The sequence below is a fragment of the Ectothiorhodospira lacustris genome (assembly GCF_022227785.1).
In the GTDB taxonomy this organism is placed as follows: Bacteria; Pseudomonadota; Gammaproteobacteria; order Ectothiorhodospirales; family Ectothiorhodospiraceae; genus Ectothiorhodospira; species Ectothiorhodospira lacustris.
The window spans coordinates 1-14,498 of record NZ_JAJNQM010000080.1 but is presented as its reverse complement, the minus strand read 5'-3'; the positions used below and the strand labels follow the sequence as shown (position 1 = coordinate 14,498).

At 64.4% G+C, this 14,498-nt stretch carries 9 protein-coding genes; 8 read left to right on the top strand and 1 reads right to left on the bottom strand.

Going from position 1 to position 14,498, the window contains the following annotated elements:
• The first annotated feature begins 378 nt into the window (after positions 1–378).
• From LQ952_RS13260 to LQ952_RS13225, 8 genes are all read left to right on the top strand, one after another.
• Complete coding sequence (locus LQ952_RS13260; protein WP_238623107.1) at positions 379–645, top strand: type II toxin-antitoxin system TacA family antitoxin; 267 nt, start codon at positions 379–381, stop codon at positions 643–645.
• On the top strand, positions 642–1,181 hold the full coding sequence (locus tag LQ952_RS13255) for a GNAT family N-acetyltransferase (protein WP_238623106.1): 540 nt from the start codon (positions 642–644) through the stop codon (positions 1,179–1,181). Before LQ952_RS13260 ends, LQ952_RS13255 begins: the two co-directional genes overlap by 4 nt.
• Positions 1,178–2,617: a DUF3375 domain-containing protein gene (locus LQ952_RS13250; protein WP_238623105.1), complete on the top strand. Its 1,440-nt coding sequence runs from the start codon at positions 1,178–1,180 to the stop codon at positions 2,615–2,617. Before LQ952_RS13255 ends, LQ952_RS13250 begins: the two co-directional genes overlap by 4 nt.
• Positions 2,617–3,213, top strand: coding sequence for a DUF4194 domain-containing protein (locus tag LQ952_RS13245; protein WP_238623104.1), 597 nt, complete (start codon positions 2,617–2,619; stop codon positions 3,211–3,213). The genes LQ952_RS13250 and LQ952_RS13245 overlap by 1 nt, the downstream gene beginning before the upstream one ends.
• Complete coding sequence (locus tag LQ952_RS13240) at positions 3,203–6,568, top strand: ATP-binding protein (protein ID WP_238623103.1); 3,366 nt, start codon at positions 3,203–3,205, stop codon at positions 6,566–6,568. Before LQ952_RS13245 ends, LQ952_RS13240 begins: the two co-directional genes overlap by 11 nt.
• Positions 6,565–7,818, top strand: coding sequence for a DUF3322 domain-containing protein (locus tag LQ952_RS13235; RefSeq protein ID WP_238623102.1), 1,254 nt, complete (start codon positions 6,565–6,567; stop codon positions 7,816–7,818). Before LQ952_RS13240 ends, LQ952_RS13235 begins: the two co-directional genes overlap by 4 nt.
• 205 nt (positions 7,819–8,023) lie before the next feature.
• Positions 8,024–12,562 carry a glutamate synthase large subunit gene (gene gltB, locus LQ952_RS13230; RefSeq protein WP_238623101.1) on the top strand — a complete coding sequence of 1,513 codons (4,539 nt, stop codon included), beginning with the start codon at positions 8,024–8,026 and terminating at the stop codon, positions 12,560–12,562.
• A gap of 11 nt (positions 12,563–12,573) precedes the next feature.
• Positions 12,574–14,061 carry a glutamate synthase subunit beta gene (locus LQ952_RS13225; RefSeq protein WP_238623100.1) on the top strand — a complete coding sequence of 496 codons (1,488 nt, stop codon included), beginning with the start codon at positions 12,574–12,576 and terminating at the stop codon, positions 14,059–14,061.
• 208 nt (positions 14,062–14,269) lie between these two features.
• Here the strand turns inward: LQ952_RS13225 and LQ952_RS13220 are convergent.
• The coding region (locus LQ952_RS13220) for a cation:proton antiporter (protein WP_238623099.1) at positions 14,270–14,498 on the bottom strand (229 nt) is incomplete at its 5' end.

Here is a 14,498-nt window from a genome sequence, read left to right as displayed (position 1 = left end):
CCATTTCTTCCTGGGCTTGAAAGTGCTGGCCAGAAAGCCGCTGGAACTCTCGGCAGCCATGCTGGACCGGATCAAGCAGGTGATACGGCCCAGCTTGGCGGCGGGGACTGCTCCATGATTTGTGGGGATACGTCAGGCCCGGAGGGTTATCGGGCCTAGAGAAGGTGGCCTCATGCCGTCACCGGGGTGGTGTTCCTAAGGTTTTTCTGCTTTTTCGTGAAATCTATCACAAACTCGTTTCCTTGGCAGATCCGTCCGCAGGCTACCCCGGGCCTCCTGTTAGAACCGAATCGTACCCTCAATTGCAGACACGTATTGACAACAGCCACACACAGACCTAGGGTCTTTGCGTATCTATCGTGTATGCAGGGCTAAATCATGCGAAACGCCGCCATTAACCTGAGGGCATTGCCGGAGCAGCGCGATCTGATTGACCGCGCTGCTCATCTCTTGGGTAAAAACCGTTCGGACTTCATGCTTGAGGCCGCCTGTGACAGGGCCCAGGCCGTGCTGCTTGATCAGGTCTACTTCAACCTCGACGCCGATCAATTCCAGCACTTCATTGACCTGCTCGATGCGCCGCTCGCGCCCAACCCGGGGCTTGAGCGGCTGATGGCGCTGAAGGCCCCTTGGACTGAAGGATGAATACCCCGCTCAGCGCGCCCCAGCCGCTGACCGCGGTCCACCGCGTCGGCGACTTTTCCTGCGGGGAGCCGGTGCTTGACGACTGGCTTAAACGCCGGGCGATGGCCAACCAGCAAAACGGCGCCAGTCGCACCTTCGTCGTCGTGGATCAGGACGACCGTATTCAGGGGTACTACGCGATGGCCGCGGGGGCGGTCGCACATCGTCTGGCGACCGGCGCGGTTCGCCGTAACATGCCAGACCCCGTCCCGGTCCTGGTGCTGGCCCGGCTGGCCGTCGACACCCATGCCCAGGGTCACAAGCTCGGCGGCGCCATGCTTCAGGATGCCCTACGGCGGGCGCTGGTGGTTGCGCAAAACGTCGGCGTGCGAGCGTTACTCGTCCATGCCCTTCACGATCACGCGCGGCAATTCTACGAGCACTACGGCTTCCAGCCCTCCACGCTCGATCCCTTAACGCTGATGCTGCGCCTGGACATCCGGCCGTCTCAACCCCTCCTTTCCGCCTCCCCGGCGACACCATCCAGTAGCACATGAACCACGACGACCTGCAAAACCTGCGTCGGATGCATCCGGCATGGCGGCTGCTGGTGGCGGACAACGCCCCCATGATCATCAGCTTCCTCCACGGCAGCTTCGTCGCCCCCAATGTCCGGGTGCTGGCGGCCACCGACCTGGAAAACCGGTTGGAAGATTTCCTGTTTCACCTGCGCGGTCAACTGGGCGAGGATGCCTATCCCCGGGCCGCCCGCGCCTACCTGTCCGACTGGTCCGCCGATGAACGGGGCTGGCTGCGGCGCTATTACCCGGAACACGGCGACGAGCCCCATTACGACCTGACGCCGGCCACGGAACAGGCCATCCAATGGCTGAAAAGTCTGGAGCAGCCTCACTTCATCGGGGCGGAATCCCGTCTGACCCTGGTTTTCGACCTGCTGCAACAGATCCTCCAGGGCGCGGAGAGCGACCCCGAGGCCCGTATCCGGGATCTGGAGGCGCGCAGGGATGTCATCGACCGGGAGATCAAGCAGATCCGTGCCGGTCACATCAATCTGATGGACCCGACCCAGTTGCGGGAGCGATTCCTGCAGATGGCGGGCACGGCCCGGGGCCTGCTGGCGGACTTTCGTCAGGTGGAAGAGAACTTCCGCGCCCTGGATCGACAGGTGCGGGAAAAGGTGGCCACCTGGGAAGGCGGCAAGGGAGAAGTGCTGGACGAAGTGTTCAGCGAACAGGACCGCATCACCGATTCAGACCAGGGGCGTAGCTTTCGTGCCTTCTGGGATCTGCTCATGTCACCGGCACGCCAGGAGGCACTGTCGGAGCAACTGGAGCGGGTACTGGCGCTGGTGGAGGTGGCCGAACTGGAGCCGGACCCCAGGCTGCGGCGCATCCACTACGACTGGCTCGCCGCTGGTGAATATACCCAGCGCATGGTGGCCCGTCTGTCGGAGCAGCTGCGCCGTTATCTGGATGATCAGGCCTGGCTGGAAAACCGTCGCATCATGACCCTGATCCGGGAACTGGAACAACACGCACTGGCCCTGCGGGAGCACCCGCCCGAGCTGACGCTGTCCCTGGACGAACCCTCGCCCTGCATCGAACTGCCCATGGAGCGCCCCCTGTTCAGTCCGCCGATCCGGCCCCATATCCGCCAGCAGCAGCTGGAAGCCGGAGAGAGCCATGCCACCCCCGATGCCCTGTTCGATCAGACCTGGGTGGACCGGACCCTGCTGCGGGGTCGTATCCGCCAGGCCCTGCAGACACGGGACCAGATCACCCTGGCGACCCTGCTGGACGAACATCCCCTGGAACACGGCCTGGCGGAACTGGTGACCTACCTGAGCCTGGCCGCCGAGGATCACCGCAGCGTGATCGATGAAGCCCATCCCCAGACCGTGCACTGGCAGGATGCCCGGGGTATCCTGCGTCGCGCCACCCTGCCGCAGATCATCTTCACCCGCGCACACTGATGACCGATATCGAAACCGACTCGACCTTTTCCGCCATGCTCATCACGCTCTTCAGGGGCGTACTCTACAAAGATCAGCAGCCGCGCCACTGGCAGGTACTGCAGGACCACCAGGCCCGGGTGCGCGACCATGTGGCCGTGCTGGGCCTGGAACTGATGCTGGACGACGCCGAAGGCCATGCCTGTCTCCGGCAGCGCCCGACCCAGGACGACGAAACGGAACTACCCAGGCTGGTGCAGCGCCGCCAGCTCAGTTATCCGGTGAGTCTGCTGCTGGCCCTGCTGCGCAAGAAACTGGTGGAACACGATGCCGGCGGTGGTGACCCGCGCCTGATCCTGTCCCGGGAACAGATGGTGGAGATGCTACGGGTCTTCCTGCCCCCCACGGCCAACGAGGCCCGGCTGGTGGACCGCATCCAGACCGACATCAACAAGGTGGTGGAACTGGGGTTCCTGCGCCGATTGCGTGGCCAGGAGGACCAATACGAGGTGCGCCGCATCATCAAGACCTTCATCGACGCCCAGTGGCTGGCGGAGTTCGATCAGCGCCTGACCGAGTACCGCAACCATGCCGGGGAGGCCGACGATGGCACTTGAACTGGAGTTTGCCGCATCCGACGAACACACTGGTTTTCGCCTTCAGCATCTTGAAGTCTACAACTGGGGCACCTTCCACAACCGGGTCTGGTCCCTGCGCCCGGAGGGTGACAATGCCCTGCTCACCGGGGATATCGGCTCGGGCAAGTCCACCCTGGTGGACGCCATCACCACCCTGCTGGTACCGGCCCAGCGCATCACCTACAACAAGGCGGCCGGCGCCGAGGCCAAGGAACGCAGCCTGCGTTCCTATGTACTGGGGTATTACAAGTCAGAGCGCAGCGACACGGGTCTGATCAGCCGTGCCGTGGGCCTGCGGGATCACAACAGTTATTCCGTGATACTGGGGCATTTTTACAACGAAGGTTTCGATCAGCATGTCACCCTGGCCCAGGTGTTCTGGATCAAGGATCAACAGGGGCAACCGGCCCGGTTCTTCGTGGTGGCCGACGGCGCCCTGCGCATTACGGACCACTTTGCCGACTTCGGCAGCGACCTTACCCGGCTGCGCAAGCGCCTGAGGGATACCCCCGGGGTGGAACTGTTCGACAGCTTCCCGCCCTACAGCGGTGCCTTCCGGCGACGCTTCGGCATCGAGAACGACCAGGCCCTGGAACTGTTCAACCAGACCGTATCCATGAAATCCGTGGGCAACCTCACCGAATTCGTGCGCAGTCACATGCTCGAAGCCTTCCCGGTGGAGGATCGCATTCAGGCCCTGATCACCCATTTCGACGACCTCAACCGGGCCCATGAAGCGGTACTCAAGGCCAAGGCCCAGGTCGCCCATCTGGAACCGCTGGTGGCCCGCGCCGACACCTATGCCGAACGCTGCCGGGAGGCCGAAGCCCTGCGCGCCTGCCGGGAGGCACTCAGGCCCTGGTTTGCCTCGCTCAAGGCCGGGCTGCTGGACCGGAGACTGGACCATCTGCACAAGGATCTGGCCCGTCTGGAGCATCGCATCGAGCAGCTCCATCGCCAGCAGCGGGAACAGCGGGCCCGGCGCGATGAACTCAAGCAGGCCATTGCCGAGAATGGGGGCGATCGGCTGGAGCGCATCAAGGTCGAGCTGGAACAAAAGCGCGAGATCCGCGACCAGCGGCGGCACCGGGCGGAGCGGTACCGGGATCTGGCCCAGCAACTGGCACTGCCCGATGCCGCCGACCTGGCGGTCTTTCAGGACAATTTCCAGACCCTGACCCAGGCCCAGGAAGACGCTCAGCGAGAGCGGGATGACCTGCAGAACCGGATCACCGAGGCGGGAGTGGCGTTGCATCAGCAGCGGACACACCACCAGGAACTGGAAAGCGAGCTGACGTCCCTGCGCCAACGTCGCTCCAACATCCCCGCCGCCATGCTGGGCATCCGCGACGCCCTCTGTCAGTCCCTGGATCTGCCGGTGGACGACCTGCCCTTCGTGGGCGAGCTGTTGCAGGTGCATGAACAGGAAACCGACTGGGAAGGGGCCATCGAACGGGTCCTGCACAACTTCGGCCTCTCCCTGCTGGTGCCCGACACCCACTATGCCCGGGTGGCCGAGTGGGTGGATCGCACCCATCTGCGGGGGCGCCTGGTGTACTTCCGGGTACGGGAGACGCGCCGGAGCCAGCCCCAGGATCTGCATCCGGATTCCCTGGTGCGCAAGCTCTCCATCCGCCCCGACTCGGTCTTCTACGGCTGGCTGGAACAGGAACTGGCCCGGCGCTTCGACTATGCCTGCTGCGTCGGCATGGATCAGTTTCGCCGCGAGCAAAGGGCCATCACCCGGGCCGGGCAGATCAAGGCCGGGGGCGAGCGTCATGAAAAGGATGATCGTCACCGTCTGGATGACCGCACCCGCTTCATCCTGGGCTGGAGCAACGAGGCCAAGATCGCCGCCCTGGAGGCACAGGCCCAGACCCTGGCCCGGCAGATGCAGGCACTGGGTGACCGGATCGGCGGCTGGGAACAGGCACGCAAGGCATCAGAGGCCCGGCGGGACCTGATCGTCGCACTGTCCCATTACCGGAACTTCCACGACATCGACTGGCGCCCCCTGTCCACGGAGATGGCGGCCCTGGAGGCGGAGTATGCACAGCTCGCCCGGGAGTCGGACATGCTGCGCGCCCTGGAGACCCAGTTGCGTGAACTGGAACAGGTCATGGAGGACACCGACAAGGCCCTGGGTGAGGCCCAGTGGGAGTGCAGCCAGGCACAACTCAGGCAGGAGCAGGCCCAGGCTCAGCGGGACGAGTGTGCCACCCTGCTCGATGCCACCCCCCGGGAGGCCCGGGACGCCTACTTCCCCCGTCTGGAGACGATGCGGGACGAGGCCCTGGGCGAGCATACCCTGAGCGTGGAATCCTGCGACAACCGGGAGCGGGAGATGCGGGAATGGCTGACCCGGCACATCGACAACGCCGACAGGAGTGCCGCCGGTCTGCGGGACCGCATCATCGACGCCATGCGCGGCTATCAGAACGCCTGGCCCCTGGACAGTCGGGAGGTGGACGTGAGCATCGAGGCGGTGGGGGAATACCGGGCCATGCTCGAAGCCCTCAAGTCCGATGACCTGCCCCGTTTCGAGGCCCGTTTCCGGCAATTGCTGCAGGAAAATGCCATCAACGAGGTGGCGGCGTTCCAGAGCCGACTGCACGGGCAGCGGCAAACCATCACCGAGCGCATCGAAAGCATCAACCGCTCCCTGCGGGAGATCGACTACAACCCCAACCGTTACATCACCCTGTTGGCGGAGACCGCCGCGGACCCGGAAATCCGGGAATTCCAGCAAAACCTGCGGGCCTGCACCGAAGGGGCGGTGACCGGCTCCCAGGATGAACAGTATTCCGAGGCCAAGTTCCTGCAGGTCAAGGCCATCATCGAGCGTTTCCGTGGCCGGGAAGGCACCACCGACCTGGACCGGCGCTGGACCCGCAAGGTCACCGACGTGCGCAACTGGTTTGTGTTTTCCGCCTCGGAGCGCTGGCGGGAAGACGACCGGGAACACGAGCATTACACCGACTCCGGCGGCAAGTCCGGCGGCCAGAAGGAAAAACTGGCCTACACGGTGCTGGCCGCCAGCCTGGCCTACCAGTTCGGTCTGGAATGGGGCGAAACCCGCTCCCGCTCGTTCCGCTTCGTGGTCATCGACGAGGCCTTCGGTCGGGGCTCCGACGACTCGGCCCGCTACGGCCTGGACCTGTTCCGGCGCCTGCACCTGCAACTGCTGATCGTCACACCGTTGCAGAAGATCCACATCATCGAACCCTTCGTGGCCAGCGTGGGCTTTGTCCATAGCGTGGAGGGCCGGGAATCCATGGTGCGAAATCTCACCATTGAGCAGTACCAGGCCGAGAAGGCGGCCCGGCAGGCATGAGCTGGACCACCCCCGCCGAACTGCGTGCCCAGCTACAAAAACGCTGGGACAGCGGTCAGATACTGGCCGCCACCCTGACGGGAGAGGCCCTTTTCCCCCTCCCCTTGCGCCTGCGCCGTCCCGGGTCCCGGGAGCTGGCGGAAGACTTTGCCGCGGTGGGGCACTGGGCGCGAACCCTTCGCGCCAGTAGCCGGGAGCAGCGGGGGCACGGATACGAGATCCGCTGGGAGCGGGTGAATCACCGTGTCCACGGCGCCAATGACCTGCCCGCCGGGGTGGCGGTGCCCAGCGAGGCCGACGCCCTGCAGTGGCTGGGAAAGACCCGGGAGGCACAAAACTTCCATGCGCTGGCCGAGGAAACCCTGGCGCGCTTCCCGGCACTGCGGGACTGGCTGATCCGACACCCCCTCACACCACTGGAACAGGCCGGTGACTGGCCCCGGATCCTGGCGGTGCTGGCCTGGTTCCAGGCGCACCCCAGGCCTGGTATCTATCTACGGCAGATGGATCTGCCGGGGGTGGATACCAAGTTTGTGGAAAGTCGCCGCAAGCTGCTGTCGGAACTGCTGGATGCCGTGCTGCCTCCCGATGCAGTGGACGCGCGGCACAGCGGCGGACGGGGCTTCGAGCTGCGTTACGGGTTGACGCCCAAGCCGCCCCTGATCCGTTTCCGGATGCTGGACCCGGCCCTGTCGCTGCACGGGCTGTCGGACCTGTCGGTTCCGCCGACGCAGTTTGCAACCCTGGCACCCGCCGTGGCGCGGGTATTCATCACCGAGAACGAGATCAACGGCCTGGCCTTTCCCGACACCCCCGGTAGCCTGGTGATCTTCGGCCTGGGTTATGGTCTGGAAAGACTGGCGGACATCCCCTGGCTGCGACAGGTGGAGATCCACTACTGGGGCGACATCGACACCCATGGTTTTGCCATCCTGGACCGGCTTCGCGCCCGCCTGCCCCAGACCCGTTCCCTGCTCATGGATCGGGCGACCCTTGCGGCCCACCGCGACCTGTGGGGGCAAGAGCATCCGCAGCAACGTTTCACCGGCACCCTCACCCGACTGACACCACCGGAGCAATCCCTGTTCGAAGATCTGCGGGAGAACCGGCTGGGAGAGTGCATCCGGCTGGAACAGGAGCGCATCGGCTACGGAGAATTGCTCAAAGTGATCAGCACCCCGTCGCAGGTGCTCCAACCACAGAGGCAACCGATAGTCGGCGCTCGTGAACCCTCTTTCAAAGAAGTGTAATGTTCAACCTGGGAACCCGGGACAAGAGCTACGATATCGTTGGGGATCGCATGGTGGCCTTTGCCCGGACACCCGGGCACGAAACCTATAACGGAATGGGCTGATTCGGTGCCATCAAGTACCGGATGTAAATCACCCTCCTATTGAAAGGGACCTCTCCGCCTTGTCAAAGTGGGCTCCACTATACTCAGGCAGGAGCATTCCCATGACTACCTTCCCGAATCCGCCTGACGACGCAGTAACCCACCCACCCGATAGCCCCCACTGGCTGCGGGCTCACCAGCATTCAGCCTGTGGGGTGGGTGTGCTGGCCCATCTGGATGGGCACCGGAGCCACGGGCTCATCGAAGATGGCTTCGAATGCCTGGAAAACCTGGATCACCGGGGGGCCCGTGGCGCGGAGGAAAATACCGGCGACGGGGCCGGCATGCTGCTGCAGAAACCCCATGCCTTTTTGTCGGCCCTGGTGCCGGAACTGGGTGGATACGATGACTATGGGGTGGCACAGGCCTTCATGCCCCGGGATGAGGATCGCCGGACGGCCATCCGGGCACTGATCGCCCGGCGCTGCCAGGCCGAGGGATTCGATCTGATCGGCTGGCGGCAGGTGCCCACCCACAACCAGGGGCTGGGCCGGACCGCGCTGGACAGTGAACCGCTCACCTGGCAGTTCTTCATCCGGTCGAGTCAGCCGGTGGGGCCGAAAGTCCTCGATGTGCGTCTGTATGTCCTGCGCCGCACCATCGAAAACGAAGTGCTTCATCGAAATCTGGTGGGCGCGGGGCACGAGACCTTTTACATCTGCTCCCTGTCGCGAACCACCGTGGTTTACAAGGGCCTGCTCACCTGCGGACAGTTCCGAAGCTACTTCCCGGATCTTTCGGATCCTCGGGTCACGTCTTCACTGGTGTTGGTGCATGCACGCTTTTCCACCAATACACTGGGGGCCTGGGACTTGGCCCATCCCTATCGCTATCTGGTCCATAACGGTGAGATCAATACCCTGCGCGGCAACCAGAACTGGTTGCAGGCCCGGGAAGCGACGTTGGCGTCGCCTCACCTGGGCAAGGACATGGACAAGGTCAAACCCCTGACCGGAGAAGGCCTCAGCGACAGCGCTCAACTGGACAATGTGGTGGAATTGCTGGCACTGACCGGACGCAGCCTGCCCCATGCCCTACGCATGCTGATTCCCGAGGCCTGGGAAAAGAATCCCGCAATGCCGGCAGAGCGCCGGGCCTTTTATGAATACCACAGCGCCCTGATGGAGCCCTGGGACGGCCCGGCCCTGGTGGTGGCCACCGACGGCCAATGCATCGCAGCGATCCTGGACCGCAACGGCCTGCGGCCCTGCCGTTACAGCCTCACCCGGGACGGACGCCTGATCATGGCCAGCGAAACCGGGGTGCTGGATATCCCGCCAAGCCGGATCCTGAGCAAGGGGCGGCTCAATCCCGGGGCGCTGTTCGTGGTGGATCCGGAACGCGGGGGCATCGTTCCCGAAACGCAGATCTTCTCGGAACTGGCCGGGCGCCCCTACGGACAATGGTTGCAAGAGCATTGTCTGACCCTGACCGCGGACCTGCCCCCCGCGCCGGCTTCCACACCAGGGGCACCGCCGCCCCACCCCTTGAGCCGGTATCAGCGGGCCTTCGGCTACACCATGGAAGGCCTGAGAGTGTTCCTCAAGCCCATGGCGGAATCGGGGCGGGACCCCATCGGGGCCATGGGCAACGACACGCCCCCGGCGATGTTGTCGTCAAGCGCCCGTCCCCTCAGCCATTACTTTCTGCAGCAGTTCGCCCAGGTCTCCAATCCGCCGCTGGATTATATCCGCGAGGCCTTGGTGACCTCGCTGGGCGCCTATATCGGCCCGCGGGCCAACCTGCTTGAGGAAGGACCGGATCATTGCCGTCAGCTCTACCTGTCGTCCCCGATCCTGAACAGTGCCCAGGCCCACGCCATGCGGCAGATCCTGCGTGAGGATCTGCGTCCGAGATCCATCGACATCACCTACCCCCGGGGCCTGCCCCTGCGGACCGCCATCCGGCGCCTGCACCAGACGGCGGAACAGACCATCAAGAAAGGCGCCGGGATCCTGCTGCTGAGCGATACCGACCTCGGGCCGGAGCGCGTGGCGATCCCGGCCCTGTTGGCCGTGTCATCTTTGCATCATCACCTGATCCGGACCGGCCTGCGCATGCAGACGGCCATCGTGCTGGAGGCAGGCCAGCCTTGCGCGGTACATGACGTGTGTGTCCTGATCGGCTACGGCGCCGATGCCATCCACCCCTGGCTCGCCTATCAGAGCATTCGCGCCCTGATTGCCGAGGGCATGATCGAGGCTGAGGCTGACGCCGCACTGGCGCGATACCGCCGGGCCCTGGAGGGGGGACTGCTCAAGGTGATGTCGAAAATGGGCATCTCGACCCTGCAGGCTTACAAGGGGGCACAGATCTTTGAGTCCCTGGGTCTGGATCATGAATTGATTGATACCTGCTTCACCGGCACCACGGCCCATCTGCCCGGTGTGGGCCTGGCAGACATCGAGCAGGACGTCCTGTCGGCCCATGGGCGCGCGTTCGGCCCGCCCATCGCCGGTGAGCCGGCACTGGAGCCTGGCGGGCATCTCTACTGGCGTCGGGACGGCGAACGGCATCACTGGAACCCCTACAGCATCGGCAAACTGCAGCAGGCCGCGCGCAACAACGATGTAGCGGCGTACCGGGATTTCGCCCGCCAGGCCAATGAGCAGCCCGGGGGACTCATGAACCTGCGCGGCCTGCTGGAATTCTGCCGGGATGAGGCCGATGCGATCCCCCTGGAGACGGTGGAACCGGCCGAATCCATCATGCGACGTTTTTCCACCGGTTCCATGTCATTCGGGGCACTGAGCCAGGAGGCCCATGAGGCACTGGCCATTGCCATGAACCGGATCGGCGGGAAATCGGGCACAGGCGAAGGGGGTGAACAGCCCGAGCGCTTCAACACCGAACGCGAGTGTTCCATGAAGCAGGTGGCCAGTGGCCGTTTCGGCGTGAGCGCCCAGTATCTGGCCCAGGCCCGGCAGATCGAGATCAAGATGGCACAAGGGGCAAAGCCCGGTGAGGGAGGCGAACTGCCGGGCGGCAAGGTGGACGAGGCCATTGCCCGGGTGCGGCTCACGGTCCCGGGGGTGGGCCTGATCTCACCGCCGCCGCACCATGACATCTATTCCATCGAAGATCTCCAGCAGCTGATCCATGATCTCAAATGTGCCAATCCGGCGGCCCAGATCCATGTCAAGCTGGTGGCCAAGGCCAATGTGGGTACCATTGCCGCCGGGGTGGCCAAGGCTCGGGCCGATGCGGTGCTGATCAGCGGGGATTCCGGCGGTACCGGCGCCGCGCTGAAGACCTCCATCAAGCACGCCGGCACACCTTGGGAACTGGGGCTGGCGGACACCCAACGGGTGCTGATGGCCAACGGGCTGCGCTCGCGGATCACCGTGCGGGCCGATGGCGGGTTCCTGACCGGACGCGACGTGATGATCGCCGCCCTGCTGGGGGCGGAGGAATATGGTTTTGGCACCGCGCCATTGGTCACCCTTGGCTGCGTCATGCTGCGCAAATGCCACTGCAATACCTGCTCGGTGGGGGTGGCCACCCAGGACCCCCAACTGCGCGCACGATTCCAGGGACGCCCGGAGCATATCGTCAATTATCTGCGATTCGTGGCCGAAGAGATGCGGGACATCATGGCAGCCCTGGGCTTTCGGACCCTGGATGCCCTGATCGGCCGGGTGGATTGCCTGCAGGCGCGCCATGTGGACCACCCCAGGCAGATCAAGCCCGATGTCTCGGTCTTGCTGCGACGGGTGTGCTCCCAGGGCAGCCCCCGCAAGGTCCGGGAGCAGGATCATGGTCTGGACCGCAAGATCGATCACCAAGTCATTGCCCAGGCCGATGCCGCGCTCACCTCGGGGGAGCCCGTGAGCGTATCCATCCATCTGCGCAACCGTGACCGCACCTTCGGCACACTGCTCAGCTACGAGGTCACTCGCCGCTATGGGCGCGATGGGCTACCGCCGGGAACGATTCAGGTGCACTGCACGGGCACGGCGGGGCAAAGCTTTGGCGCCTTTGTGTGCCGGGGGATCGCACTGCACCTGGAGGGAGATGCCAACGACTACGTGGGCAAGGGGCTGTCCGGCGGCATCATCAGCGTCAGGACACCCAGGGATGCCCCCTACGTGGCCGCCGATAACACCCTCATCGGCAATGTGGCTCTGTTCGGGGCCACGGCCGGGGAGGCCTATTTCAACGGCCGCGGCGCGGAGCGCTTCTGCGTGCGCAACTCCGGGGTGCTGAGCGTGGTCGAGGGGGTGGGTGACCATGGTTGCGAATACATGACCGGAGGTGTGGCGGTCATCCTCGGCCCCATCGGCCGCAACTTTGCCGCCGGCATGAGCGGCGGGGAGGCCTATCTTCTGGATGAGGAGGGACACGTGAAGGATCTCATCCATGCCGAAGGGCTTCGCGTGGACCCCGTGACCGACCTACGGGATCAGGCGCTGCTGCAGCGCCTGCTGGAGAATCATGTGGCCTGCACCGGTAGCGAGAAGGCCGCGCAGGTCCTTGCTCAGTGGCCAAAGATCTTGGGCATGTTCGTCAAGGTAGTGCCCGAGGCCTATGCCGATGTGGTGGCGGACCATCTGTCTCAAGGACAGGACATCCGGACGCAGACACCGGCGCCCATTGCCTGAGGTATCACGCCATGTTCGAGAACCATCCAGATGGATTCCTGCGTCATCTCCGGCGACCCATCGGCTATCGCGAACCTGCCTTGCGGGTGGCGGATTTTCGCCAGATCTCTCGTTTTCAGTGGGACCCGGGGCAATTGCGTACCCAGGGAGAGCGATGCATGGACTGCGGCATCCCTACCTGCATGGCGGGTTGCCCTATCGGCAATATCATTCCGGACTGGAACGATCTGGTGTCCCGGGGCGCCTGGCGGGAGGCACTGGCACGACTGCATGCCACCAATAATTTCCCCGAGTTCACTGGTTACACCTGTCCAGCACCCTGCGAGACAGCCTGCACCCTGGCCATCAACGATGACGCCGTAACCATCAAGGATATCGAACGGGCCATCGTCGACCGGGGCTGGGAGGCGGGCTGGATACGTCCCCAACCGCCGTCACAGCGTACCGGCAAGCAGGTGGCGGTGGTGGGCAGCGGTCCGGCCGGCCTGGCGGCGGCCCAGCAACTCAATCGCGCCGGACATCGGGTCACGGTGTTCGAACGGGATGACGCTATCGGCGGCCTGATGCGCTATGGCATCCCCGACTTCAAGTTCCCTAAAGAACAGGTGGCGCGCCGGGTGCAGCAACTCCATGACGAAGGTATCAAGTTTCGCTCGGGCGTGACCGTGGGCGAGGATCTCTCCATCGATGAACTCAAGGGGCAGTTCGATGCCGTCTGCCTGGCCATCGGGGCTCGACGCCCCCGCGATGTGCCGGTACCGGGTCGTGATCTGGCCGGCGTCTTGTTCGGGATGGAATACCTGTGCGCCGAAAACCGCCACCAGGCCGGTGAACCCCTGCATGCCCGCATGAACGCCCAGGGGCAGCGGGTGATCGTCCTGGGAGGTGGGGACACCGGTGCCGATTGCGTGGCCACCGCCCACCGTCAGGGGGCGCAGTCGGTGGTGCAGATCAGCATCAATGCGCGTCTTCCCGACGTGCGGCAGCCCGACAACCCCTGGCCCGGGTCACCGCAGATCCATCGACAGAACTACGCCTTGCAGGAAGGCGGCGAAGAGGCCTTCAGCCTTAATGTGGTGGCCTTTCTCGATCAGGATCAGGACGGCAAGGTCGACGCTCTGGAGTTGGAGCGGGTGGACTGGGGGCGCGATGATCAGGGTCGGCGCACGGAAAAACTTGTGCTTGAGGCCGGCATTGTCATGCCGACCGAGCGGGTCCTGATCGCCATCGGCTTCGAGGGCCCGGAAGCCTCATGCCTCAACGATGCGCGCCTGACTCTGACTCCGCGCCACACCCTGAAGGCCGACGTGCGCAAGATGACCCCGGTGCCCGGTGTCTTTGTGGCCGGCGACGCCGGGCGGGGCCAGTCCCTGGTGGTCTGGGCGATCGGCGAAGGACGCGATGTAGCCCGTCAAATCGATCTGTGGCTGATGGGGGAATCGCGCCTGCCCGCGAGCCTGCAGACCGCGTATCCGCCCCTGCCGCCCCGAGGGCTGTAGGATAGGGTTTCATCGCACTATTCCTGTGGCCACAGCCCAGGCCGGCACGTCGATAAGGCTGTGCTGAACAAGTCATTCCCGAGAATCAGGCATCAGTCGTTCCCGCGAAGGCGGGAATCCAGTCAACGTCTGAAAGTCCTGGACTCCCGCCTTCGCGGGAGTGACGGCATGGGGACTTCATGAGGTCGACGGCATGAATGGTGTCGACTCAATCCTTCTTTTCGGCCTCCACATCCCCGGCCTGCCCAGCTGTCGAATCCGGTGGCGCGTCGTAGGTGCTCCAGCCGTAGGGACGGCCTGTAGGCGGCAGTTCCGTTTTCTTTTCCGGGTGGCGGTGCAGGTAGGCCTTGGCCACGAAGTGGGCCGTCACCGGGGCGGTGAGGAACAGAAAACCCGTGATCAGCACCTCATGGATGGACACCTTGCCCTCGATCCCC